Here is a 25,808-nt window from a genome sequence, read left to right as displayed (position 1 = left end):
TAGGGTTGTTGGTAGAAAGGAGGCAGTCATGCAATTACTTCGGTTGGAATTAAAGGGCTTTAAATCGTTTGCGGATAAAACGATTGTAAAATTCTCACCAGGAATGACTGCCGTTATTGGTCCTAACGGAAGTGGTAAAAGTAATATTACGGATGCTATGAAATGGGTATTGGGAGAATCCAATGTCCGTAATTTGCGCGGTCAAAAAGCAGAGGATATTATTTTCTCTGGTACGGAAAAGCGCAAACCTATGAGCGCTGCTGAGGTTACACTTGTGTTTGACAATAGTGACCAACAATTAGATATAGATATGGCTGAGGTAGCCATTACACGCCGTATATACCGCACTGGTGAAAGTGAGTTCCTCATTAATAAGCGATCTTGTCGTTTAAAGGACATACATCTTTTACTAGCAGATACCGGTCTTGGTAGAGACTCCATGGCTATCATTGGGCAGAACCGAATTGATGCTATTTTAAATTCTAAACCTGAAGAACGGCGCCTTATCTTTGAAGATGTAGCAGGTATTTCTCGCTTTAAGATCAATAAAGAAGATGCATTGCGTCGTATTGCCAGTACAGATCGTAATATGGAGCGTGTACGAGACGTAATGGCTACCATTGAAGAGCAATTAGGACCTTTGTCTGAAAAAGCGGAAAAGACTAAAAAATATATGACCTTAAGCCGCGCAAAGCGCGATTATGATGGGGCATTAGGCTTCCACAATTATAAGACCTCTGATCGTCTTTTAACACGTTTTGAAAACGATAATATTGCCTTTAAAGATGAAGAAATTGAGCTTCAAACTGAATTGTCTAAATTAGAGGCTCGTCGTCACGAATTGCAATCGTCCTCGTCAAAAGAGCAGGAACAGCTTAAGTTGTGGGAGGCTCAATATACTGAAAAGCAACGCGATGAAGAACGCTTATCTGGTCATTTACGTCTCTTAGAAGAGCAACTAAAAACAGCGCGCCGTGAATTAGATGAAACGTCTATGCGCATTAGCGAGCTAGAGGCTACGCAAAAGGGCGAGGAGCAACAATTGTGCATCTTAAATCAATTGATTCAAGATGAAAGTGCTCAATTAGTAGAAAAAGAGTCTAATCTAGAAGAATTAGAAGCGAGTTACAAAAAGGCTGTTGAAGATGTAAGGTCAGAACAAGCTAAGTTCCAATCCTTGCAATCCAATCGAGAGGCTTTTGAGAAACGTCAATTAGAAGTTGTGAGTGCTATTGAAACGGCTAAGGCTAGTATTCGGAGCTTAGAAGCTCGCAAGGGGGAAAGTAAAAATCAATGTGCTATTCTAGAATCTGAAATAGCACAGGTAGATAGTGAACTACAAGTCGCTCGTTCTGAATTTGAAGCGCTAGGTCAAAAGTTTAATGCCTTATCTGCTCAACGACAAGCCCTCGTTGATGATGCTAAGGATGCGGTCATAAAAGCGCGTGAAGAGCGTAAGGAATTACAAAAGCTGCGCACTCAAGAACAACGTGCAAAAGGTCGATTAGAACTATTAGCACAGTGGGAGGAACAGCACGAAGGTTACTTAGAAGGCACAAAGAACATCCTCAATGGTAAAGGTTCTTGGCGCGAACAGATCACGGGCGCTGTTGGCGATCTCTTTACGGTAGAGGAGAAATATACTACGGCTATCGAAACGGCCTTAGGCGGTAGTGTTAACCACGTTGTAACTACTACAGCTCGCGCTGCTGCGGAGGGTGTCAATTATTTGAAATCTATCCAAGGTGGTCGCGTAACCTTCTTGCCGATGGATTCTGTTAAAGGTAAACCATATGATACACCGGCTTTACATGAAAGCTGTGTATTAGGCACTGCTGTTGATTGTATTTCTTTTGATAATAAATACGCCCATATTTTCCAATACTTATTGGGGCGCACCTTGGTAGTGTCTTCCATGGATGATGCCATTGGATTACAGAAAAAATACAATCAGCAATTGCGCATCGTAACTCTTACAGGGGAACAATTTCAACCTGGTGGTTCTCTAACCGGTGGTGCCACAAAACGTAAGCGTGCTTCTGTATTGAGCCGCAAGGAAGAGGCTGCTAGTCTTGAACAAGAACTGGTACAAATTGAAGAACAAATTCGCTCCTTAATAGCTAACTTAGAAAGCCTTGAAAAACGGGTTGAAGAGACTGAAAAGGATCAAGCGACTCTTGATGAAAGCTATCAACATACGAACTTACTCTATGTGGCTAGTGAAACAAAGGTACAAAATATACAAAATCAGCTGGATCGTAAGAAACGTGTTCTCCATGAAGAAGAGCAACGTTTAGTACAAATTGATATTGATTTGGCTACTACAACAGCTAACTTGAAAGATCAAGAAACAGCATTAGCTTCCTTGCAAGAGGATCATGGTATGGATGGTAATCAAGGGGCGTTGATGGGTCGATTAACCGTGTTGCAAAAGGTGCAACAAGAGGCGTATGAAGCTTTTACAGAAGCTCGCCTTACTTGTGATACCTTGCGACATACCATTCAGGAACGGGAATCACAACGTGAACAGCGTAATCAGTCTATTTCTAGTATTATTGAGCGTTTAACACCACTTCGTAATTTGTTAGTTAGTACTACACAACGCTATGAAGAGGATATCCCTCTGGCTCAGGAAGTTGCAGAACAAGAGTTGACCTCTGCTACGGCTGAGGTTGAACGATTACGTGCCCTTCGCGATGAAGCTTATGATAAAACATCTACGGGGCGCGAGGAAATGGAATCTATCCTCAGTGAGCAAGACCGATTGAATCAACGCTACAAAGTGGTGCAAGGTCGCCTTGTTGATATGGAAGGTAAAATTACACGTCATCGCATGGACTGTGAGCGCTTTGTAGAAGAATTACAAGAGCTAGGCTTTACTTTGGAAGATGCTCAAGTCCTTCGCATTGAAGGCTCCGTTAGCGATTGGAAGGATGAGCAAGCTCGTTTGATAGCCGAAATTGCCGAATTGGGTCCAGTCAATCCAAATGCCGTTGAGGAATACGAAGAGACTAAAGAACGCTATGATTTCTTAACCACACAATTAGCTGATTTAGATACGGCAAAGGCGCAATTACAGGCGGTTATTGCCGAAATGGATAAGGCGATGAGTACACAGCTATATGATGTATTGGATGTGGTAGGCCGTAGATTCCAAGAAGTATTCAGCCAATTGTTTGGCGGTGGTACTGCGCAAATTGTACTTACTGATCCAGATAATATCTTGACGGGTGGTATCGACTTCTACATTCAACCACCAGGGAAAAAGCGTCAACAATTGACACTTTTATCGGGTGGTGAGCGTGCTCTTACGGTTATCGCTTTATTGTTCTCATTCCTTGACTATCGTCCAGCTCCGTTCTGTGTGCTTGACGAAGTTGACGCGGCGCTTGACGAAGCTAATGTTGAACGATTTAGCTCTTACTTAAATCGAATAAATAAAGAAACACAATTTATCGTTGTATCTCACCGTAAAAAGACGATGGAAGCTGCCGAAGTACTTCAAGGGGTAACCATGGTGGAACGCGGTGTATCGCGATTATTAACAGTAGCATTTGAAGATGTGAAGGAGGATCTAGCATAATGGCATTTGGATTCTTTGATAGAATTAAAGACGGTTTAGAGAAAACTCGTAAGTCTTTTGTAAAAAATGTAGAAAGCATCGTTATTGGTTATGCGCAAATCGATGATGATTTTTTAGATGATTTAGAAGCAGTTATGCTTACTAGTGATCTAGGCCCTAAGACGACAGAATACTTGATGAAAGAAATTCGTCGTGGTGTAACAGAAGGTATCATCAATCATACAGGCGATGTAATGCCGTTTATGGAAGACCGCATCACGGAAATGCTCATCGATCAAGAAGATGAAATTACTTTGCACCATCCTGAGGTTATCCTCGTAGTTGGTGTAAATGGTGTTGGTAAAACAACGACAATCGCTAAATTGGCTAACTATTATACTAAAGAAGGTAAAAAGGTTATCATTGCTGCAGGTGATACATTCCGTGCCGCTGCAGCTGACCAATTATCCATTTGGGCTGATCGCGTTGGTGTGCCGATTGTTAAACATAAAGAAGGCGCAGACCCTGCTGCCGTTGTATATGATGCAATGGAAGCTGCGAAAGCTCGTAATGCAGACCTTGTTATCGTAGATACGGCTGGTCGTCTACATACTAAGGTTAACCTTATGGAAGAGCTTAAAAAGATGGGGCGCGTAGCGAATAACCACGTAGAAGGTGCGCCGCATCAAACATTGCTCGTTTTAGATGGTACTACGGGTCAAAATGCAGTAAGCCAAGCTAAATTATTTGGTCAAGCTGTACCAGTAAATGGTATTGTAGTAACTAAACTAGATGGTACAGCAAAAGGCGGCGTAGTTATCTCTATTAAAGAGGAACTGGGCGTACCCGTACGCTGGATTGGCGTTGGCGAAGGTATGGATGACTTGCGTCCATTTAATGCAAAAGAATTTGCTAATGCACTATTTAATAAAGGAATGATTCAAGGTGACAAATAAATATAACCGGGAATTCTTACTTGAATATGTAGAATCTGAAAATAAAAAAAATGAATGTAATGTTAGCCTAGAAAATATGAATAAGATAGTTAGCTTAATCGAGTACTTCGGTATTGAACTATATCGCCCCATTACGAGATTGCTACTTTCAAACTGGGAAGAAATTACAGAACGTATTAATAACTATACTGAATCAGATTGGATGATGGCTGATGAAATCCAGAAGACCACACCTACACTAGATCGCTTTTCTATTGCTATGCTCATCGAAGTCTTAGAAGGTGAGGATACGTTGAATCAAGCGGAAAATGTAGGTCGTCGTTTGACGGATGAAGAAATGAAAGCCATCCGTAAACATCAGGATGAACAGTAATGAAGCATAGTACATATAATTACGAGGGGGGCCAACCATTTAAAGTGGAGGCGCCCTTTACGCCTACAGGTGACCAACCTACCGCGATTCAATCTTTAACAGAAGGTATTGAACGTGGTGAATGGGCGCAAGTTTTGCTCGGTGCCACTGGTACTGGTAAGACTTTTACAATGGCTAAGGTTATTGAAGCAGTTCAAAAGCCGACCTTGATCATTGCTCATAATAAAACCTTGGCGGCTCAATTATGTAGTGAATTTAAAAGTTTCTTTCCAAATAATGCGGTAGAATACTTTGTATCTTACTACGATTTTTATCAACCGGAGGCCTATATTCCTTCTAGTGATACATATATCGAGAAGGATGCGTCTATTAATGATGAAATCGATAAACTGCGACATAGTGCTACGATGAGCCTTTTTGAGCGCCGCGATGTCATTATCGTTGCCTCTGTTAGCTGTATTTATGGCTTAGGTGACCCTGAGGACTATTCTGATCTTGTATTGTCCTTGCGCTTAGGTCAAACTAAATCGCGCGATGAAATCTTATCTAAACTCGTAGATATTCAATATACGAGAAATGATATGAACTTTATCCGCGGTACCTTCCGTGTACAAGGGGATACAATTGATATTTTCCCTGCCGCTTATAGTGAAAGAGCCATTCGTGTGGAGCTCTTTGGTGATGAAATCGACCGCCTCGTAGAGGTAGATTCCTTGACGGGTGAAGTTATTGCGGAAAGAAAACACGTTGCTGTCTATCCAGCATCTCACTATGTAACGACGAAAGAGAAGATGAATATTGCTGTAGAGCGTATTGAAGCCGAATTAGATGAGCAGTTGGCGAAGTTAAAAGCTGCTGACCGTCTATTGGAGGCTCAGCGCTTAGAACAGCGTACCCGTTACGATATAGAAATGATGCAAGAAATGGGCTATTGCTCGGGCATCGAAAACTATTCCCGTCATATGTCTGAACGTAAGGCTGGGGAAGCACCGTTTACATTGATTGATTATTTCCCAGATGATTTCCTCATCATGGTGGACGAATCGCATGTGACGATGCCTCAAATTCGTGCTATGTATAATGGTGACCGTGCCCGTAAAGAATCTCTTATCGAATACGGTTTCCGTATTCCTTCTGCATTAGATAATAGACCTCTTCAATTCGATGAATTTGTAGAGCGTATCAATCAAATTGTATACGTATCGGCTACACCTGGCCCATACGAAATGGAAGTAGAAACGAATATTGCAGAGCAAATCATTCGTCCTACGGGCCTATTAGATCCATCTATAGAAATTCGTCCTATTAAGGGGCAAATGGATGACTTGCTTGGAGAAATTCACAAACGAGCTGCCAAGAATGAACGGGTTCTTGTTACGACATTGACGAAGAAGATGGCTGAGGACTTAACGGAATTTTTGAAGGAAATGGGCGTACGAGTTCGTTACCTTCATTCCGATATTGTTACTATTGAGCGGGCTGAAATCATTCGTGATTTGCGGGCTGGCGTATTCGATGTATTAGTTGGTATTAACTTGCTTCGTGAAGGTCTCGATATGCCAGAGGTTTCCTTGGTTGCTATCTTAGATGCGGATAAGGAAGGTTTCTTGCGTTCCGATACGGCCATGATTCAAACTATAGGTCGTGCGGCTCGTAATGTGAATGGTCATGTTATCATGTACGCAGATCGTGTAACAGGTTCCATGCAACGAGCTATCGATGAAACCGATCGTCGTCGTGCCGTGCAAGAGGCTTATAATATTGAACATAATATCACGCCTAAATCTGTATCTAAAGATGTAAAAGAGCTTATCGAATTAACGAAAATCGAAGAAGATATGGTTACCGAGGGAAAGGGACTTTCACCGAAAAAAGGAAAACAAAAAAAATCCTCAGAGGGCATGGACCATGGACACGAATCATATGTTCAAGATACATCAGCACCTAAGGTGGCAGATATAACACCGGAAGAATTGTACAATAAGATTGAAGAGCTAGATCGTCAAATGAAGGCCGCCGCCAAGCAGCTTGAATTTGAATCCGCTGCTAAATTACGTGATCAATTGGGCGTATTACGTCAACAATGGTCCGATATGCATAGTGCAGGAGATAGCAAGTTGAAGAAGCCTGCTTCTACCAAATCTAGAAAGCGGACGAGTCCAAAAAGTAAATCTTAAGAGCAATTTTAAAAGATTGTAAGAAAACACATAGATTATATAGACTATATGTGCGATAATATACATATATTATTTCATGTTAGTAATCGGAGAGATGATGCCGTTTGGTATCATCTCTTTAAATAGGAAAGATAATGAAAGATCAATTGATTGTAAAAGGTGCGCGTCAGCATAACCTAAAAAATATTGATATATCCTTGCCACGTGATCAGTTTATCGTCTTAACTGGCCTCAGTGGTTCTGGTAAATCATCCCTAGCATTTGATACGATTTACGCAGAAGGACAACGACGTTATGTTGAGTCCCTGTCTGCGTATGCACGTCAATTTTTGGGACAAATGGATAAACCCGATGTCGATTATATTGAAGGTTTATCTCCCGCCATTTCTATCGACCAAAAGACGACGAGTCGCAACCCTCGTTCTACGGTTGGTACCGTAACGGAGATTTACGACTATTTACGTCTCTTATTTGCACGCGTAGGTCATGCACACTGTCCAGAATGTGGTAAGCCTATTACCCAGCAAACAATACAACAAATGACCGACGATGTAATGAGCTTTCCCGAAGGTTCAAAGATTTTAGTGCTGGCCCCTATGATTCAAGGTAAAAAAGGGGAACATAAATCGGTGTTTGAACAACTTCGCAAAGAAGGCTTTGTTCGTGCTCGAGTAGACGGTGTAGTGCGTACCTTGGACGAAGAAATTGTATTAGAGAAAAATAAGAAGCATTCCATCGATATCGTTGTGGACCGTCTCGTTGTAAAAGAAGGCATTGAATCTCGGTTGGCTGACTCTATGGAGACCGCTTCAAAATGGGCAGAAGGCATCGTTGTGATTCAAGAGGTAGACGGACCTGAACACATGTATAGCCAACATTTTGCGTGCCCAGATTGTCATATTTCATTACCTAAAATTGAACCGCGTATGTTCTCTTTTAATAGTCCGTTTGGTGCGTGTCCATCTTGTTTAGGGATTGGTTCTACTATGGAGGTTGATGAGGAGCGCATTATTCCAGATGGATCTATTAGCTTTGCCGATGGTTGCGTGCAAGCCTTGAGCTCCAATCCTAATGCTTGGTTTATGCGTCAAGTAGAAGGTCTATTAAAAGCTAATGGATATTCCTTAGACTCCACCTATGATGAATTGCCGAAAGCATTACAGAAAAAGGTGATGTACGGTACGACGGATAAGGTAAGTTTCACCTATGAAAATATGAGAGGTGAGATAAAGGAATTCTTTACTGAGTACGAAGGTATTTTACCGATGGTTAAGCGCCGTCATAGTGAAGCCTCTACAGACTCTATGCGTGAAGAATTTGAAAAGTTTATGTCTATTAAGCCGTGTACTACATGTCATGGGGCTCGTCTTAAACCTGAAGTATTAGCTATTACTGTAGGGGATAAGAATATCAACGAAGTAACGCAGTTAACTATTAAAGAAGCACTCGATTTCTTTGGTAATCTACAGTTAACTGAACGTGAACAAGTGATTGGTGCTCAAATTTTAAAGGAAATCAATGCTCGTCTAGGTTTCCTTAATAATGTAGGTCTCGATTACCTAACAATGAACCGTAGTGCAGGCACATTATCTGGTGGTGAAGCACAGCGTATTCGTCTAGCTACGCAAATCGGCTCTGGTTTGGTAGGTGTATTGTACATCCTAGACGAACCGTCCATAGGTCTACATCAACGAGATAATGATCGACTTATCGATACCTTAAAAGGCTTGCGGGACTTAGGTAATACCTTGCTCGTTGTAGAACACGACGAAGATACGATGCGTGCGGCTGACTATCTCGTGGACATTGGTCCAGGTGCAGGTGAGCATGGCGGTCAAATTATTGCCGCTGGTTCTGTTGACGAAGTTATGAAGGTAAAAGACTCTATTACTGGTCAGTATTTGAGTGGTCGTAAATTTATTGCTCTTCCGGAAGAACGCCGTAAACCAGGTAAGAACTGCATTGAAATTCGCGGTGCTAAGGAAAACAATTTACAAAATGTAAATGTAAAATTTCCTATTGGCTTGTTTAATGTTGTTACTGGTGTCAGCGGTTCTGGTAAGTCTACCTTGATTAATGAAATTCTCTACAAAGGTTTAGCTAATCAATTATATCGCTCTAACCACAAAGTAGGGGCTCATAAAGAAATCCGTGGTCTTGAACATATCGATAAAATCATCAATATTGATCAAAGCCCTATCGGACGTACACCTCGTTCCAATCCAGCTACATATACAGGTGTATTTGATGCCATACGCGAACTATATAGTCAAACACCGGAAGCAAAGATGCGCGGTTACAAACAAGGGCGCTTTAGCTTTAACGTAAAAGGTGGCCGTTGTGAAGCTTGTCGTGGTGACGGTATCATTAAAATTGAAATGCACTTCTTACCAGATGTGTATGTACCTTGTGAGGTTTGTAAGGGAGCCCGTTATAACCGAGAAACCTTAGAGGTTAAATACAAAGGTAAATCTATTGCAGATGTACTAGATATGACGGTAGATGATGCGGTTGAGTTCTTCAGCGCTATTCCGAAGATCAATCGTAAAATGGTTACCTTGCAAGAGGTGGGTCTTGGCTATATTCGTTTAGGTCAAGCCGCAACAACCTTATCTGGTGGTGAAGCACAACGCGTTAAATTAGCTACTGAATTAGCTCGTCGCAGCACAGGTAAAACGCTATACATCCTAGATGAACCTACTACAGGTCTTCACGCCGAGGATATTCGCAAGTTATTACACGTATTGCAACAACTCGTAGAGGGTGGCGATACAGTTGTCGTTATCGAACATAATTTAGATGTTATTAAGATGGCTGATCACATTATTGATCTTGGTCCTGAAGGTGGTAATCGCGGAGGCACTATCGTGGCAATTGGTACGCCTGAGGAAATTGTTAAGGTGAAAGAAAGCTATACCGGGAAATTCTTAGGTCCTGTATTGGAACAGACTAAGAAATTTATGAAAGCTGCAAAAAATAAGAAATAAAACATCTAAAAATCTACAAGGAAAGGAGGAAATATGCCGTCTGAAGAATTACTGGAAAAGGTTAGCCATTTGCCAACTACACCAGGCGTATATTTGTGGCGTGATCAATATAACCGAATTATTTATGTAGGTAAGGCTATTAACTTGCGAAATCGTGTGCGTTCCTATGTGCGTAACGATGCAAATCGCGCACCAAAGGTTACGGCCATGATGAAACGAGCCGTCGATGTGGAAGTCATTCAAACAAAAACGGAGATGGAAGCGCTCATCTTGGAGAATACACTTATCAAGGAGCATGAACCGAAATATAACATTAGACTTCGTGATGATAAGACATACCCATATGTAAAAGTCTCTGTGCAAGAGGATTACCCACGCGTATATATGACGCGTCGTTTAGAGCGGGACGGAGCCAAGTACTTTGGCCCTTTTACAGATGTCACATCTGTTCATGTGGTACTGAAATTAATACGACAGTACTATCCATTGCGTACCTGTAAGTCTATGAAGGTAGAACGCCCATGCTTACAGTATCATATGCATTACTGCGAGGCGCCGTGTTTTAATAAAATATCGGTACCCGATTATCGGAAGTATATTGACGAAATCATAGAACTTTTTGAAGGTAAACCTATACCATTGCTAAAGGAAATTAAATCAAAGATGGAGGCTGCTGCAGAAGATTTGCGCTTTGAAGATGCTGCACGTTATCGTGATCAATTGTCTAGCATTGAAAAGATACAAGAAAAGCAACGCATGGTTACTCAACGTGGCGATTTAGACGTCTTAGGATTGGCTGTAGATACATCGATGGCCTGTGTACAGTTGCTATTCATCCGCAGTGGTCGTCTGTTAGGCCGTGAGAATTACTTTGTGCAACATGATGGCGATAGTTCAGAAACCATTATGACAGACTTTATCAAGCAATACTATGGAGATACAAACTTTATTCCTAAAGAGTTGTTACTACCTATGGAGAGTACAGATAGAGACTTATTAACAGAATGGTTTACACAGCTCAAAGGTCAACATGTAGATGTATCTGTGCCACAACGTGGCTATAAGATGGATATGATTAAGATGGCGCATGAAAATGCGGAAACCTTCCTTGAAGAACGTCGCCGTCAGTGGCAGCACCAAATCGATAAGACTGGCGGAGCGATTAAGAAGCTAGCCGAGATTCTCGACTTACCACGCTTACCGGAACGCATGGAATGTTTCGATATCTCCCATACACAAGGCTCTGAAACCGTGGCGTCCATGGTTGTCTTTGAAGGTGGCAAGCCAGCGAAAAAGGAATATCGTCGTTTTAAATTGAAAACTACGCAAGGTAAATCTGATGACTTTAAGTCTATGGCTGAAATTATGGAACGACGCTATGGTAATGAAACAGATTGGCCTATGCCAGACCTCATTATTATCGATGGTGGTAAAGGTCAGCTCAATGCAGCTTTGCCGTTGATTCGTGCAGTAGGTGTTACTGATGTGCCAGTTATCTCTTTGGCTAAGCGTATTGAAGAGGTCTTTGTAGAAGGGCAATCTGAAAGTATCATTTTGAGTCATCACACGCCGGAACTTCAATTACTCCAACAAATTCGTGATGAAGCCCATCGTTTTGCCATTACTTATCACCGTAAGTTGCGGGGCAAGCGAAATCTTGAATCTATTCTAGATCATATTGAAGGCATCGGTCCTAAACGCCGTAAGGCCTTATGGGCTCACTTTAATAGTTTAGAGGCCATGAAAGAGGCATCTATTGATGAACTAGCAAATGTAGAATCTATGAATTATAAGACGGCAGAAACACTATATAATTTCTTCCGTATGTCCAAAGTAGAAAAACAAGATATACTGAAATAAAAAAGAGCATCTTACATAAGATGCTCTTTTACTGTATTAACTGTTATTTAGTTTTGTTTACGTTGAATGTACCATGTACGCCATGTGAATAATATACCTGCTACTAGTACGCTAGAGAGTAAGCCAATCCATACGCCAAATGGTCCATAATTAGGATTTTTAGCAAGGGTATAAGCTGTTGGAAAACATACACCCCAATAGGAAATGAGTGAGATGTAAAGAACTACTTTAACATCCTTGTAGGCTCTTAGAATACCTTGTAATGGAGTACCTATGGCATCGATGGCAGCAAAAAATACGCCATACCCAAGGAAGTGATAAATAAGCTCATATACTTCATCATCATTGGTAAATAGATCAGCAATATTATCCATATGAGTGAACGTAAAGGCGCAAATGAGAACGGCTATGATGATGGCCAATACACGAGAAATATAAGAGTATTGAATGGCTTCCTTTTTTCGCCCTGCACCGAGTTCATAAGCAACGGCAATGGTAGAAGACATGGCAATGCTTAATGGTAAGCAGTAGAATACATTAGTAAAGGAAATAACCGATTGATGAGCTGCTACTACAGCAGATCCAAAGTGAACCATTAAGAGACCAGCAATGCTAAAGATACTAGCTTCAAAGAAGATGGAAAAACCTATGGGAATACCAACTTGTAATTGTTCACGGATATAGTGGAAATTAGGACTATGGAAATCTTTATAGATGCGATAGCCTTTTAACTTAGGATGCAATAGAATGACTAAGCTAAATAGAATAAAGTTCGTCCAACAGGCACCAGCAATACCGTAGCCAGCTCCAACGCCACCAATTTCAGGAAAGCCGTAATGTCCAAAGATGAGTGCGTAGTTTAAGAATACGTTAATCACAAAGCTTGTAAAGACAATGGCCATGGAGTAATGCGTCAATCCGTGAGAATCGACTGTATTACGCAAGGTATTTACCCAGAGTAATGGGAATAAACCAAGTGCAAAGGCTTTCAGATAACTAATACATACCTCGGTGGCAGCGGGTTCAAGATTTAAATATGTCAATAAAGGGCGTAAGCCGAATATACCAATTAATAAAATTAAAAATGCTAGTCCTGTACCGATGAAAAGGCCTTGATGAAAGATTATTGGAATATCATCTGTTTTCTTAGCTCCTAATAGTTGAGAAATGATTGGCGTGATACCCATTAATGTACCTTGTGCAAAGATATAGAAGAGGAGCCACAAATTATATCCCGTAGCGACACCAGCTAAATCAGTCGTACTATATTGCCCCGTTAAAAAGATGGCGATGAAGGTAGCCCCAATCAGGGAAAATTGAGTGATGCACATTGGAGTAAATAGTTTTATGAACAACCATAATTTTTGCAGTATAGAATATGTTTGATACATACTAACCTCCCTAGTAACGATATACTATACCATACCATAAAGTAGCTTAATTTAATAGCCAAAACCTAAGAAAAAAAGGAATTAAATATATAAAGAAATAGAGCCCATATTATGATTATGTAAGGGGAGAAATGAGCTTATATAAACTATCTTATTTAATAAGATAGAGTTATGATAAAAACGTATATATATGTTGATAATTGAATTTTACACTACCTTACTATATCGATTATAATATATACACTGTTATTTTATTCTAAGGAGGATACATTGGACATCTTAACTGTACAAGGATTATTGGCGATGCTTCAAATCATCGTTATTGATATTTTATTAGCTGGTGATAATGCCATTGTTATTGGTATGGCGGCTCGCAACTTACCCGCAAATTTACAGAAGAAGGCGATTTTCTGGGGCACAGCTGGCGCCATTATTTTACGTCTTGTTATGGCATTCCTATTTGTAGAGGCATTGAACAATATTCCTGCTTTACGTTTAGTAGGTGGTATCCTTCTTTTATGGATCGGTTACAAGCTTGTTGTTGATGATGAAAGCGAGCACAATATTGAGGCTAAAGATAACTTGCGCGCTGCTATCATGACCATTGTTATTGCAGATGGAATTATGGGTATTGATAATGTTATTGGTGTAGTTGGTGCCGCTGGTGGTGATATGACATTAGTTGCTATTGGTATGCTTATTACAGTACCTATTATCATTTATGGTAGTACTTTATTTGTAAAAGTGATCGAACGCTTTCCAATCATCCTTTACGTTGGTGGCGGTATCCTTGCCTGGGTGGGTGCAGCGATGAGTGTGGAAGATAAATTAATTTCACATACCGTAGAACCGTATGCATTACTCATCAAAGTCGGAGCTGTTATCCTCGTAGTAGGGGCATCTTTGTTAGCTAAGAAACTTAAAAAATAATGTAATAAATCTCTTCTTCTAGTCATAGGAGGAGAGATATTTTTTCGTAAAAGTATAGCCATTATAAAGAACCTTATAGGCTAATCTTAAGAATAACAGTGGTAATCTAAGAGCTTTCTTTTAGATGAGAAAATAGAGAATTTGTGGTATAGTTAAGGGATAGTTATTGAATTAGCAGAGTGAATTGAGGTAAGTATAGAATGGAATTTTTAGAAGCTGCAACGTGGATAACGATTAGCAAAATTATTTTGATCGATATTTTATTGGCAGGAGATAATGCCGTCGTTATTGGTATGGCAGCGGGTAAATTGGCGCCAGAATTACAAAAGAAAGCCGTTATCTGGGGTACAGTAGGGGCTATTGGAATGCGCCTTGTATTTGCCACTCTTTTAGTGGAAGCACTTACTTTAATTCCTCTTATTCACTTAGGTGGTGGCCTTGTACTTGTATGGATTGCCATTCAACTCTTAAAAGGCGGAGATGAAGAGGCACATATCGAAGCTAAGAATTCCTTAATGGGAGCCATTTGGACAATCATTGTGGCTGATGCGATGATGAGTATCGATAATGTAATTGGCGTAGTTGGTGCCGCTAAAGGACATTTAGAGCTCGTTATTGTTGGTATGTTGATTACTGTTCCCATCATTGTGTTCTGCTCCACACTATTTGCTCGTATCATCAATAAGTTTCCTGTCATTCTTTGGGCTGGTGGTGCGTTATTAGGTTGGGTTGCTGGTGAAATGATTGTGGAAGATCCACTTCTTATGCCATATATTCAAGGTGAAGAATTGCTCGTGAAATTTGGCACTGTATTCTTCGTACTTATCGTAACTGGCATGATTAAAATTTGGAAGAAAAGAGACTCGTAATGAACGGTACAAGTTGTACATCTCGTAAAAAGAAATCTAAACAACAACGTAGAAATGGTAATCGTGCGAATACAGGTCAATCAGTTACTAGTACATTATCTAAGAAGCAACAGGCCATACTCAATGCTCCAGTTAAGTTAGGTGATGAAGTATTAGTTACTATTCATGGTATCGGTAGTAGTGGTGAAGGTGTAGGTCGTGTAGATGACTTTACGGTTTTTGTTCCCTTTGCCTTGCCTGGGGAAACCGTGAAAGTATCCATCAATATGGTGAAAAAGACTTATGCTACAGGGCGTCTGTTAGAAATTGTTACCATGGCTCCTAATCGTATCGATCCGCGCTGTGATCTCTATGGCTTTTGTGGTGGATGTCAGTTGCAACACATTACCTATGAAGGCCAGCTTTCACTAAAAACACAAAAGGTGAAGGACGTTATCGAACGCATTGGTCATCAAAATCCAGAACTTGTAAAACCAGCATTGGGACCTAAAGAACCATGGGCGTATCGTAATAAGATGCAAATGCCTGTGGGTGGGACTAAAGGGAATATTCAAATGGGATTCTATGCGATGGGATCACATGATATTGTGCAAGGTACGAATTGTCCCATTCAAGATGAAGGTAATAATATCATTGCTCAAGCTTGCTACCAAATTGCTAAAGAATTTGATATTGAGCCTTATGATGAACATACTGGTAAAGGTGTGCTACGTCATGTAATCGGTCGCATTGGACAATCTGGATGGATGATTATCCTTGTAACCGCGACAGAACACTTGCCACATCAAGAGAAGTGGGTTGAAAAATTAACTGAACGAGTTCCCCAAGTGGAAACCATTGTTCATAATGTAAATGGGAAGCGTACTAATGTTATATTAGGGCCTAAAAATACTGTTCTCTATGGGGATGGAACGATTACAGACCATATCAAGGATTTACGGTTTACCTTATCTCCACATTCCTTTTTCCAAGTTAATCCTGAACAAACTACGGTGCTGTATGACCAAGCGCTAGCTTATGCGGATCTAAAAGGAAATGAAACAGTTATTGATGCGTACTGTGGTACAGGCACTATTTCACTATTCTTGGCACATAAGGCAAAACATGTTATCGGTATTGAAATCGTAGAACCTGCTATTATCAATGCTCGTGAAAACGCCCAACGCAATGGCTATGATAATACAGAGTTTATCGTTGCCGATGCGGCCGTAGAAATGCCAAAACTTTACAAAGCAGGCGTACGACCTGACGTTATCGTATTCGATCCAATCCGGGCGGGCTGTAAAGAAGAAGTACTAACCTCTGCGGCGGGTATGGAACCAAAACGTATTGTCTACGTATCCTGTAATCCTGCAACCATGGCACGAGACATTGAAATACTAACACACTACGGCTATGAACTACAAGAAGTACAACCTGTAGACATGTTCCCTATGACAGCGCATGTCGAAGCTGTTGCTTTGCTTACTAGGAGCGAAGCGACGCAGTGAGCATTAGCACTGCCCATACGATAGGCGTCCAAGAACACGAGGGAAAGACGAAGTGTGATTGGAAACGCCGAACCGCTGAGGCAGTGGCTTTGCTTACCAAGAGTGAAAGGACGCCCATATAATCAAATTTAAAATAGAAAAACCTAGAATTCATTTAAATTACAATTTTAGATTTAATCTTGTGAGGGATAATATGGATTTTATACATGATAGACATAGTAATATCCTTTTCAGTCTTTATGGTAGTAAAGTAAATAGAATTAAAATTCATAATAAAACATTAACGTTAACAGTTGACGAAATGTATCAATTGGTAGATGGTGAAGAAAAAGCATTCTCAGGAGAAATATGTTTTAACAACTGTGATTTAGATTTGGGGAATGTACTGATATTTAACAAAACCTTGGGTGAAGGTCGCTTTTTGATCTGCACCCATTTTCTTGGACAGATATAATTAAGCTATTCTTTGGGAATGAGTTCGGTATTCTACCGGGCTCATTCCTTTTAATTTGAGCTTAATACGTTTTGTATTGTAATAATCAATATAATCTTTTAATTTGTTGATAAAATCTTCATAGGAAGTAGATTCCTCTAAATATAACAACTCTGATTTTAGTAAGCCAAAGAAGTTTTCCATCACGCTATTATCCAAACAGTTTCCTTTTCGAGACATACTTTGGATGATAGCGTGATTTATTAATGTTTCTTGATAACTGCTATGCTGGTACTGCCATCCTTGATCTGAATGTAAGATGCAACCTTTGCTATGTGGCCTGTTCTTAAAGGCTTTATCCAGCATAGATAACACCTGTGTTAATACAGGTCGTTCTGATATTTCATAGGATACAATTTCTCCATTATACATATCTAAGATTGGTGATAAATAAACCTTACGCCCAAACAAGTGGAATTCGGTAATATCTGTGGTCCATTTTTGATCTGGCTTTGTTGCAGTAAAGTTTCGCTTAATAATATTAGGAGCAATTTTTCCTTCTGTACCTCTATATAAACGATACTTCTTTAGACGAACTTTGCATGTTAAGTTTTCTTCCTTCATAATACGCATCACAACTTTATGATTTATATTGAAGCCTAATTTATGTAATGCTATTGTGATTCGTCGATATCCGTAACGACCCTTGTTCATCGATACAAGGGTACGAATAGCGTCTCGTTCCTCTATATATTTGTCCCCTTTATTTATGCTGGCTAGGCGCGCATAATACGTACTTCGACTAATACCAAAGTATTTGAGCATAAACTGAAGCGGATATATTTTTCTTAATCTTTCAATGGCAATTGCTTGTGCTTTTTTTTACGGCTCGATTAGGTTTAGCAATTTCACGCATTTCTTTCATAAAGTCGTCATAAAAAGATATTTCATACTTTAATCGAGCATTTTCAGCTTCCAGTTCTTTAATACGTTCCTTATCTGATTTTTGGCTTGAATCTACTTGTATCTTAATTTCTTTCTTAGTCTTCATAGGTGGTCTACCTTTAGGCTTGGGTTGCAACCCCAAAATCCCTTCTTCTAAATACCGCTTTTGCCATGTAGCAATTAGACTAGGGTTATCTAAATTAAATAATTCTGCTGTTTCTTTAAAGGATAACTTATTCTTCCACCTAGCTTCAAGAACTTTACGTTTAAAATCTGCTGAAAATACTTGTGTACCAATTTTATGGGTCAAATTATGATTAAGGTTAAATTTGTGTAGCCAATTTTTTATAGTACTTTCTGGCACCTCAAGCTCTTTAGCAATTCTAAATCGACCCCATCCTTTTTCAGAAAGATAAATTGCCTTTTCTTTTACTTCTTTTGAGTATTTTGACATAAAAAACTGCACCTCCCAAAATTGTGTCCAAATTTTGGGGTGCAGTTCACTAATATAACCTTTGACATAAAAAGCAAAAGTTTGAATATTTGTCCCATAAGTATAGAATTATGTCCCAATATATGATATAATAAAAAAGAAAATAGGAGGTATAGCAATATGAAAAAACAAAATGTTTTGAATTTAATAAAATACCATGTGGAAAGGAACGAAAATTCCTTTAGAAATGAAGCGATAGCAATAGCAAGATATTTTGATAGCATAGGAGATTATCAGTTATCCGAATATATTATGGGGTTAATATCTGAATCAAATTTATATTCACCACAAAGTAGTGATTTTGAAAGTGAGTTTTTAAAGCAAGTTGAAATAAGAAATTTAGAGGCTTTAAATTTACCGCTTGAAATAACAGAGGATATAAAAGGCATTATTAATGCTGTAAATCATAATGTTGGTATTAATAAATTTTTATTTGAAGGATTACCGGGAAGTGGAAAAACAGAAGCAGCAAAAAATGTTGCAAGATTGCTGGATCGCTCTCTTTTTAGAGTGGACTTTGAAAATCTGATAGATAGCAAGTTGGGGCAGACTAATAAAAACATTATAAAAGTCTTTAGAGAAATAAATATGCTTCCAAATGCAAATAAGGTTGTGGTTTTATTTGATGAAATTGATGTTATTGCTTTGGATAGAATTAATTCTAATGATATTAGAGAGATGGGAAGAGTAACATCTACGATTTTAAGAGAATTAGACAGATTAACAGATCTTAATAAAGAAATAGTGCTTATTGCAACTACTAACCTATATTCCAATTTTGATAAGGCATTAGTCAGAAGGTTTGATGCAGTTATTAATTTCAACAGATATAGTGATGATGATTTAATAGAAGTAGCGGAATATTATTTTTCTTCGTTTATCAAGAATTTTAAAGGAATATCCAAAGATACAAGATTATTTAAAAAAATATTGAAGACAGCAAAAAAAATACCTTATCCTGGAGAATTAAAAAACATTATAAAAACATCACTTGCATTTAGCGATGTTAGTTCTGAGTATGATTATTTGAAAAGATTATACAATAGCTTGATAGGAAGTTTAGATCAAAAGGATATAAACCAGCTTCATGAGGAAGGATTCACTGTAAGAGAAATAGAAAAATTAAAAGGGGAGTCTAAAAGTGCTGTCTCAAGAAAGTTAAAGAAGGAGGAAGTAGATAGTGAATAATGTCTTGGAATTAAAAGGGAAACGCTTTTTGCAAACCAGTAAAAATGGTATGCGTGGTGGTATAGCCATGAACGGGAAAGTGGAAGTCAGTACAGAGCATTTGTTAAGATTAAAATCTCAGCTAATTCAGATTAAAGAATTTTGGGATAAAGAAACAAAACCATTTGAAGGGATTTTAGTTAGCGTTTATTACAATAAAATTGTTGCAAAAAGTAATCGAATCGCCGGACTTTTTAAAGGTGCGGATTCTAATGAAGCAATTGTTGGAGCAAAATTTAATAGAGATAAGAGCAAACACATCATAACATATTTTCTTGATGAGTATGATTTGATAAAAAGTATAGAATTGATTTCAAATACTTTAAATATATTGTCCCAAAAATTTGCAGGCAAGATCAGCAAGAATATATTTGAAGATAAAAATATTGTCAATCCACGAGTTTTTAAAGATCTTTCTGTGAGTATGTCAATATTTAAACAGGTGATTGCAGATGTATCATACATTGATTCTTTTGAAGTAGAGTTACCTACGATAGATGTAAAGCAGAGCATTATAACTTTGTATGACGTAAGAAAAGATACCAAACTATTATTTGAAAGATTAGGGATAGATATTTTAAGTAGCAGAATTTTAGATAATCAAACTGTTTACTTAGACGAAAAGCAGGTAGGACTACTTTTCGAAAAAGCACCTTATCTTGTTTCAATGGCAACCGTTGATTTATCAAATTTATCACCTGATGATTTTATCAATGAGTATCAAACAAAAATGGTAACTATACCATCCCCATCTATTGAACCAACAATTGGGGTGATAGATACCTTATTTGATGAAAGTGTTTATTTTAGTGATTGGGTTGAATATCATGATATGGTCTCAGAAGATATACCAAAAAATCCAAAAGATTATAATCATGGGACAGCAGTGTCTTCCATTATTGTTGATGGAGCAAGATTAAATCCTTGGCTGGATGATGGTTGTGGAAGGTTTAAGGTTAGGCATTTTGGAGTAGCGGTAGGTGCTGAATTTTCTTCATTTTCAATAATAAAGAAAATAAAGAGTATTGTAGTAAATAATTCAGATATAAAAGTCTGGAATATTTCACTTGGTAGTAATCAGGAAATTAATGACAACTTTATTTCTGCTGAAGCTGCAACATTAGATAAAATTCAGTTTGAAAACAATGTAATATTTGTTGTTGCAGGAACAAATAAACCAAGTGCAGATATAGTAAAAATAGGATCTCCGGCAGATTCTGTTAATAGTATAGTTGTAAATTCAGTTAGTAAGAATGGTATGTCTACTAAATATGCTCGTAAAGGATTAGTATTATCTTTCTTTGCAAAGCCAGACGTAAGTTATTATGGCGGTAGTGAAGAAGAATACATTAGGGTTTGTGAACCTTTAGGGGCGGCAAGTGTTGCCGGTACTTCCTATGCTGCACCTTGGATTGCAAGAAAATTATCCTATTTAATTGATGTATTAGGGCTTAACAGGGAAGTCGCAAAAGCTATGATTATTGATGCAGCGAGAGGTTGGGATGAAAAACCAACTCCTGAAGAAGTTGCCTTATATGGGCATGGAATTGTACCCATTCATATAAATGAAATTATTCAAACAAAAGATGATGAAATAAAATTTGTGGTATCAGATATTAGTGAAAAATGGAATACTTATAATTATGATTTTCCTGTTCCTCTAAAGGATAATAAGTACCCCTATATTGCAAAGGCTACAATGTGCTATTTTCCACTGTGTGATAGATTGCAGGGGGTGGACTATACAAATACGGAATTGAATTTGCACTTTGGTCGAATAGGAGATGATAAAAAAATTAAGGATATTAAAGGTGATAAACAGAATACAGAAGACACATTAGATGGAGAAAGAAATTATCTTGTGGAAGGTGAAGCAAGAAAGCAGTTTAGAAAATGGGATAATGTAAAGTATATTGCAGAGAGTGCTACAAAAAGAATGATACCAAAAGATTCTTATAGAAATAAGAATTGGGGCATGGAAATAAAAACAAATAACCGATTAGCTCCTCAAGATGGCGTAGGAGTTAGGTTTGGTGTTGTTGTAACACTCAAAGAAATGAATGGAGTTAATAGAATTGATGAATTTATCAGAAGTTGTACATTGAATGGTTGGCTAGTAAATGTAATTGATATTGTTAATAGAGTAGATATTCACCAAAAAGTGAATGAAGAAATTGAGTGGGAGTAATAATGAAAGTGTGGGGATATAAGTGTTAGAAAATATAGGAACTAATTTGATTAGCAGTGGAATTTGGTTTTTGATTGGTATATTTGCAGCTAATTATAGAAGAATAGGGTTGTTTGTAAAATCGTTGATACATTGGAGCGAAGATATTAGGTTTAGTATTGCGTATTTATATAAAATAAAAATAGATGATAAATATCTTTTAATTAAGGGAAGTAAAATAGAACAACTGCAACCTGTTGGTGGAGTATATAAGGTTTGTAGTTCGTTTAGTACTATTGAAAGGAAATTGAATATTATTTTTGAAAATGAACGAGGTTTTTATGAAAAAGAAGATTTAAGATTTTGTATAAAAGGAAAAAATATTAGCAAAGTTCTAAATTGGTTTGATAGTAGAAAAAATAGGGAAGTGGCGGTATATAGAGAGTTTTATGAAGAAATTATAAAAAATAACATATTGCCTATAGAAGTCTTAAGTAGCATGAGAATAGAGTTTTTAAAGCAAATAAAACCTAAAATGGCTTATTCTAAGCATTTTAAAAAGAATGAGATATTATTATTTGATATTTACGAGATTCATTTACCAGATGAATATACTGATATGATACGTAAATATGTAAAAGAAGAGAATGATTTAATTAAGCTTGTAGATAGAGAAGACATTGAAAAGGAATGTGTTGATATAAGAGGAAAATCATTTAAAATAGGAGCTCATTCGCAATATATTATTTAATAAGAGAGGGGGAATAAAATGAAAAAATTTGAAATGTCGAAGGAGATAAAAGAGCTTATTAATGAAATTGATGTTTCTGAATCAAATTACGAAAAAGCATCAAACAGGTATAAGGCAATTGCAAACTATATAAAAGAATCTGACCTAGCAGAATATAGTCCGGATATTTACTTACAAGGTTCTATTAAATTAGGAACAGCAATTAAACCTCTTACTGAAGACGGGGCGTATGATATAGATATTGTTTGTAATATGACGAAAAAAAGAAGAAATCACCAGACTCAAAGAGAATTAAAAGACGAACTTGGAAAAGTAGTTAAAAATTACTCGTTAAAGCATAGTATGGAAAATTTTCCAAAAGAAAGCAATAGGTGTTGGACATTAAATTATGTAGATGAATCAAATTTTCATATAGATATTTTACCTGCTGTTCCTTGGAATGATACGGATGATGGAAATATTGCAATTTCAGATAAAAGAAGTGATAACTATGATGATATAACATTTGACTGGGAAGTTAGTAGTCCTAAAGTATATTCCGATTGGTTCAAAAAACAAAGCGATTTTCAAATTATAAAAGAATCCTATGCTAAACGATTTTATGCAAATATAGAAGAAATTCCAGATTATAAAATAAAAACTCCATTACAAAGAATTGTGCAATTATTAAAGAGACATGCAGAAGTTATGTTTGAAGATGATATGGAACAAAAACCGTCTTCCATTATAATTACTACTTTGGTTGCAAAAATTTATCCTGAAAGTATGATTATTAGTGATGATTTTAAAACATTATTATTGAATGTAGTCAAAAATCTTTTGAGTGGAGTTGAATATGAAAATGAAAATCCTTGTATTTATAATCCGGTTAATAGAAAAGAAAAATTATCTTTGAAATGGGATAAGGATGGAAAATACTTTGAAAATTTTTTGAAGTGGTATGATCAACTTAAAGTTGACTTTAGCATAGATAATAAAGCAATGTCTTTAAATGAGAGTTTGTTTTATATGCAGAGAAGTTTGCGTAAAAATACTAATGAAATTGGAATCTCGTTAAATTCTTTAAGTTATCATCAAAAACCTAAATGGAAATTATCAAGTATTGCTAAGACTAACGTAGAGATAAAAGCATATTACAGTTGGCGTGGTTTCAGATTTAAGCAAATAAAAAGTGGTGAAGCTTTGAATAAAAAAGGAAAACTTAGATTTGAAGTCAATGCACTTACACTTAATATAAAAGACTATGATATATACTGGCAAATAACCAATACTGGTTACGAAGCAATAAATGCGAATTGCTTAAGAGGAGACTTTTATAATTCTAAGCTTGAACAAGGAAAAAGAATAAGAACAGAAGAAACTTGCTATGTAGGTAGACATTATGTTGAGGCGTATTTGGTAAAAAATGGTATTTGTTATGGGAAAAGTAAACCTTTTGAAGTTAATATAATTGATGGTATTACTTTTGAGTGGTTTAATACCAAAAAACTCGGAGGGTAGTGTATGTCTGATACAATTATATATTGGTTATGGTAAAAACAATACCTGAAGATATTATTAAGGGACTAATAGCATCATTTGTAATTTTACTTATAATAAAACTTGTTAACAAAGTTAAATTTTTAAATTTTAAATTGCAATATGAAATTGAACAGTATCCAAATCTACAATTCTATTAACTTCTTCAAGAAAGACATCCAAGGGGGTTCTATAATTTAGAAGCTTGCGTGGCAAATTATTACACCATTGAAGTGTTCGTTGAATTGTTTCCTCTGAAACGGCTTTTATTGGCATTCCTTTCGGTATACATCTACGAAGTAAACCATTATGCCTTTCGTTTGATCCACGTTCCCAAGCAGAATAAGGTCTAGCAAAATAAATAGACAAGGTTTCATTTTCTAAATTAGATATCTCTGAAAACTCTAAACCGTTATCTGCAGTTATTGTTTTACATAAGCAAGCTAGATTAACATCTTTAAACGTATTTAACCATGCATGCAGTGTTTCTTTTACATCAGTAGCACGCGCTGAGGGACATCGTAAAGCCACATACAATCTGCTTTTACGCTCAAGTAAAGAGATTAAAATATGGTCTGTCTTATCTTTTGTTCCACGGACGGTATCTAATTCCCAATGTCCGAATTCCTCGCGCGTTTCAATAGTAGGATCGCGAAGTTCTATGGATTTACCAAGTTCTCGCTTATGTTTTCTAGAAATAGATTTTCGTTGGGAACGCCGTACTACCAATGGTAAATCAATTGCTTTTATACCTAATACACCTTTGTGAAGATAGTTATATAAAGTTTTAGTACAAACCATTTCATTACGCACAAACAACCCCTTATGTTTAGCATATCCAACAGCAGCATCAAATGACCAACGATCAGCTAGAGTCTTGCTTTCAATCTAATTTATAAAAGATTCTATAGCACCAATTCTCATGGTATTAAAGGAGCCAACACGTTGTCTTTCATATGTTGCTTGTCCAGAATCAGCTAAATATACAAGTTGAGATTTACCATGTCGAATTTGAATTACAGTACCACGTTTTAATTCTGTATAAATAGTTGTTCTAGAACGGCCCAGTGCACGTGAAATTGCAGCAATACTATCTCCTAGAACGATTCTCTTTTCTAAATAAAATCGTTCTTCGAAGTTTAAGTGTTTGTTTGTGTGTAATGTCGTGTTATGATTATTGTAGTCCATAGTGATTACCTCGGTTATATTTTGATTAGTCACCTAAATCATAACACAAGGTTCACTATGGATTTTTTATGTGTTCAATTTCATTCTACAATTAAGCAAAAAAATAAATATCTGATATTATCCAAAAAAGTGGTTGAAGTTTTTAATATCCATAAAGAGCAACAGGAGCATATTGAAAAAGCCATTTTTTCAGTTTTAAGAAACTATAGTGAGGAGGACCTTCAAATGGTTATAAAACTGACGGATGATGTTGAACAGGTATGGCGAGAATTACCGTGGTAAAAATCACGGTAATTTTAAAAACACATTGTTAATAGCATTAACAAAAAGAGGAAGATATGACTATACAAATTGAACTTATCTCAGAGTCTGAGTTAGCAGACGAATCTTTCAATATTGTCATCAATGGCTTAAAACCAAGAGAAACATATCGAGTCGAGATGTACCTAACTGATTATTATTGTATCAATGCTCCCATGCTTTTAGCTCAT

At 37.4% G+C, this 25,808-nt stretch carries 18 protein-coding genes and 1 pseudogene; 15 read left to right on the top strand and 4 right to left on the bottom strand.

Annotation, left to right across the window (positions count from 1 at the left end; all coding sequences use genetic code 11):
* The first annotated feature begins 28 nt into the window (after nucleotides 1-28).
* The 6 genes from smc (at nucleotide 29) to uvrC (ending at nucleotide 11,915) form a co-directional block, all read left to right on the top strand.
* Complete coding sequence (smc, locus tag KHY58_RS05165) at nucleotides 29-3,583, top strand: chromosome segregation protein SMC (RefSeq protein ID WP_278472368.1); 3,555 nt, start codon at nucleotides 29-31, stop codon at nucleotides 3,581-3,583.
* A complete protein-coding gene (ftsY, locus tag KHY58_RS05160) occupies nucleotides 3,583-4,518 on the top strand; it encodes a signal recognition particle-docking protein FtsY (RefSeq protein WP_004693455.1) in 936 nt (311 codons plus the stop codon). Before smc ends, ftsY begins: the two co-directional genes overlap by 1 nt.
* Nucleotides 4,508-4,891 carry a hypothetical protein gene (locus tag KHY58_RS05155; RefSeq protein ID WP_008600675.1) on the top strand — a complete coding sequence of 128 codons (384 nt, stop codon included), beginning with the start codon at nucleotides 4,508-4,510 and terminating at the stop codon, nucleotides 4,889-4,891. The genes ftsY and KHY58_RS05155 overlap by 11 nt, the downstream gene beginning before the upstream one ends.
* Nucleotides 4,891-7,068 (top strand): excinuclease ABC subunit UvrB, encoded by a 2,178-nt coding sequence (gene uvrB / locus KHY58_RS05150; RefSeq protein WP_278472367.1) that lies wholly within the window; start codon nucleotides 4,891-4,893, stop codon nucleotides 7,066-7,068. Before KHY58_RS05155 ends, uvrB begins: the two co-directional genes overlap by 1 nt.
* 134 nt (nucleotides 7,069-7,202) lie before the next feature.
* Nucleotides 7,203-10,055, top strand: coding sequence for an excinuclease ABC subunit UvrA (uvrA, locus tag KHY58_RS05145; protein ID WP_278472365.1), 2,853 nt, complete (start codon nucleotides 7,203-7,205; stop codon nucleotides 10,053-10,055).
* 33 nt (nucleotides 10,056-10,088) lie between these two features.
* On the top strand, nucleotides 10,089-11,915 hold the full coding sequence (gene uvrC / locus KHY58_RS05140) for an excinuclease ABC subunit UvrC (protein WP_278472363.1): 1,827 nt from the start codon (nucleotides 10,089-10,091) through the stop codon (nucleotides 11,913-11,915).
* Nucleotides 11,916-11,962: 47 nt separating this feature from the next.
* On the opposite strand, the gene KHY58_RS05135 is transcribed toward uvrC, so the two are convergent.
* Complete coding sequence (locus KHY58_RS05135; protein WP_101928182.1) at nucleotides 11,963-13,306, bottom strand: MATE family efflux transporter; 1,344 nt, start codon at nucleotides 13,304-13,306, stop codon at nucleotides 11,963-11,965.
* Between the two features lie 270 nt (nucleotides 13,307-13,576).
* Between KHY58_RS05135 and KHY58_RS05130 the strand changes: the two genes are divergently transcribed.
* The 4 genes from KHY58_RS05130 to KHY58_RS05115 all read left to right on the top strand — a co-directional run bounded on the left by KHY58_RS05130 (nucleotide 13,577) and on the right by KHY58_RS05115 (nucleotide 17,049).
* Nucleotides 13,577-14,236: a TerC family protein gene (locus KHY58_RS05130; protein ID WP_278472361.1), complete on the top strand. Its 660-nt coding sequence runs from the start codon at nucleotides 13,577-13,579 to the stop codon at nucleotides 14,234-14,236.
* A 200-nt stretch (nucleotides 14,237-14,436) separates the two neighbouring features.
* Entirely contained in the window at nucleotides 14,437-15,105 is a 669-nt protein-coding gene (locus tag KHY58_RS05125; RefSeq protein WP_101928184.1) for a TerC family protein, read from the top strand.
* The gene (gene rlmD, locus KHY58_RS05120) at nucleotides 15,105-16,595 is read left to right on the top strand and encodes a 23S rRNA (uracil(1939)-C(5))-methyltransferase RlmD (RefSeq protein WP_278472357.1); all 1,491 of its coding nucleotides are present in this window, start codon (nucleotides 15,105-15,107) and stop codon (nucleotides 16,593-16,595) included. The genes KHY58_RS05125 and rlmD overlap by 1 nt, the downstream gene beginning before the upstream one ends.
* 193 nt (nucleotides 16,596-16,788) lie before the next feature.
* Nucleotides 16,789-17,049 carry a hypothetical protein gene (locus tag KHY58_RS05115; RefSeq protein WP_024062202.1) on the top strand — a complete coding sequence of 87 codons (261 nt, stop codon included), beginning with the start codon at nucleotides 16,789-16,791 and terminating at the stop codon, nucleotides 17,047-17,049.
* Here KHY58_RS05115 and KHY58_RS05110 read toward each other — a convergent pair whose 3' ends face one another.
* On the bottom strand, nucleotides 17,050-17,853 hold the full coding sequence (locus KHY58_RS05110) for an IS3 family transposase (protein WP_058948451.1): 804 nt from the start codon (nucleotides 17,851-17,853) through the stop codon (nucleotides 17,050-17,052).
* 31 nt (nucleotides 17,854-17,884) lie between these two features.
* Nucleotides 17,885-18,427, bottom strand: coding sequence for a helix-turn-helix domain-containing protein (locus KHY58_RS05105; RefSeq protein WP_058948452.1), 543 nt, complete (start codon nucleotides 18,425-18,427; stop codon nucleotides 17,885-17,887).
* Nucleotides 18,428-18,586: 159 nt separating this feature from the next.
* Here KHY58_RS05105 and KHY58_RS05100 point away from each other — a divergent pair, with 159 nt between their 5' ends.
* The 4 genes from KHY58_RS05100 to KHY58_RS05085 are packed head-to-tail and all read left to right on the top strand — an operon-like array spanning nucleotide 18,587 to nucleotide 24,111.
* Nucleotides 18,587-19,654, top strand: a complete 1,068-nt coding sequence (locus tag KHY58_RS05100) for an ATP-binding protein (RefSeq protein ID WP_024051170.1) — start codon at nucleotides 18,587-18,589, stop codon at nucleotides 19,652-19,654.
* A complete protein-coding gene (locus KHY58_RS05095; RefSeq protein ID WP_024051169.1) occupies nucleotides 19,647-21,881 on the top strand; it encodes a S8 family peptidase in 2,235 nt (744 codons plus the stop codon). The genes KHY58_RS05100 and KHY58_RS05095 overlap by 8 nt, the downstream gene beginning before the upstream one ends.
* 22 nt (nucleotides 21,882-21,903) lie before the next feature.
* On the top strand, nucleotides 21,904-22,611 hold the full coding sequence (locus tag KHY58_RS05090) for an HU-CCDC81 and SPOR domain-containing protein (RefSeq protein ID WP_024051168.1): 708 nt from the start codon (nucleotides 21,904-21,906) through the stop codon (nucleotides 22,609-22,611).
* 18 nt (nucleotides 22,612-22,629) lie between these two features.
* The gene (locus KHY58_RS05085) at nucleotides 22,630-24,111 is read left to right on the top strand and encodes a nucleotidyltransferase (RefSeq protein ID WP_024051167.1); all 1,482 of its coding nucleotides are present in this window, start codon (nucleotides 22,630-22,632) and stop codon (nucleotides 24,109-24,111) included.
* Nucleotides 24,112-24,240: 129 nt separating this feature from the next.
* Here the strand turns inward: KHY58_RS05085 and KHY58_RS05080 are convergent.
* Nucleotides 24,241-25,317, bottom strand: a pseudogene (locus KHY58_RS05080) (IS30 family transposase).
* 57 nt (nucleotides 25,318-25,374) lie between these two features.
* On the opposite strand from KHY58_RS05080, the gene KHY58_RS05075 reads away from it, so the two are divergent.
* Nucleotides 25,375-25,599 (top strand): hypothetical protein, encoded by a 225-nt coding sequence (locus KHY58_RS05075; RefSeq protein ID WP_278472342.1) that lies wholly within the window; start codon nucleotides 25,375-25,377, stop codon nucleotides 25,597-25,599.
* Nucleotides 25,600-25,808: the final 209 nt, after the last annotated feature.

This window comes from Veillonella parvula (assembly GCF_018366295.1).
GTDB lineage: Bacteria > Bacillota > Negativicutes > Veillonellales > Veillonellaceae > Veillonella > Veillonella parvula_P.
The sequence above is the reverse complement of the archived record's forward strand: the minus strand, read 5'-3'. Positions and strand labels throughout refer to the sequence as shown.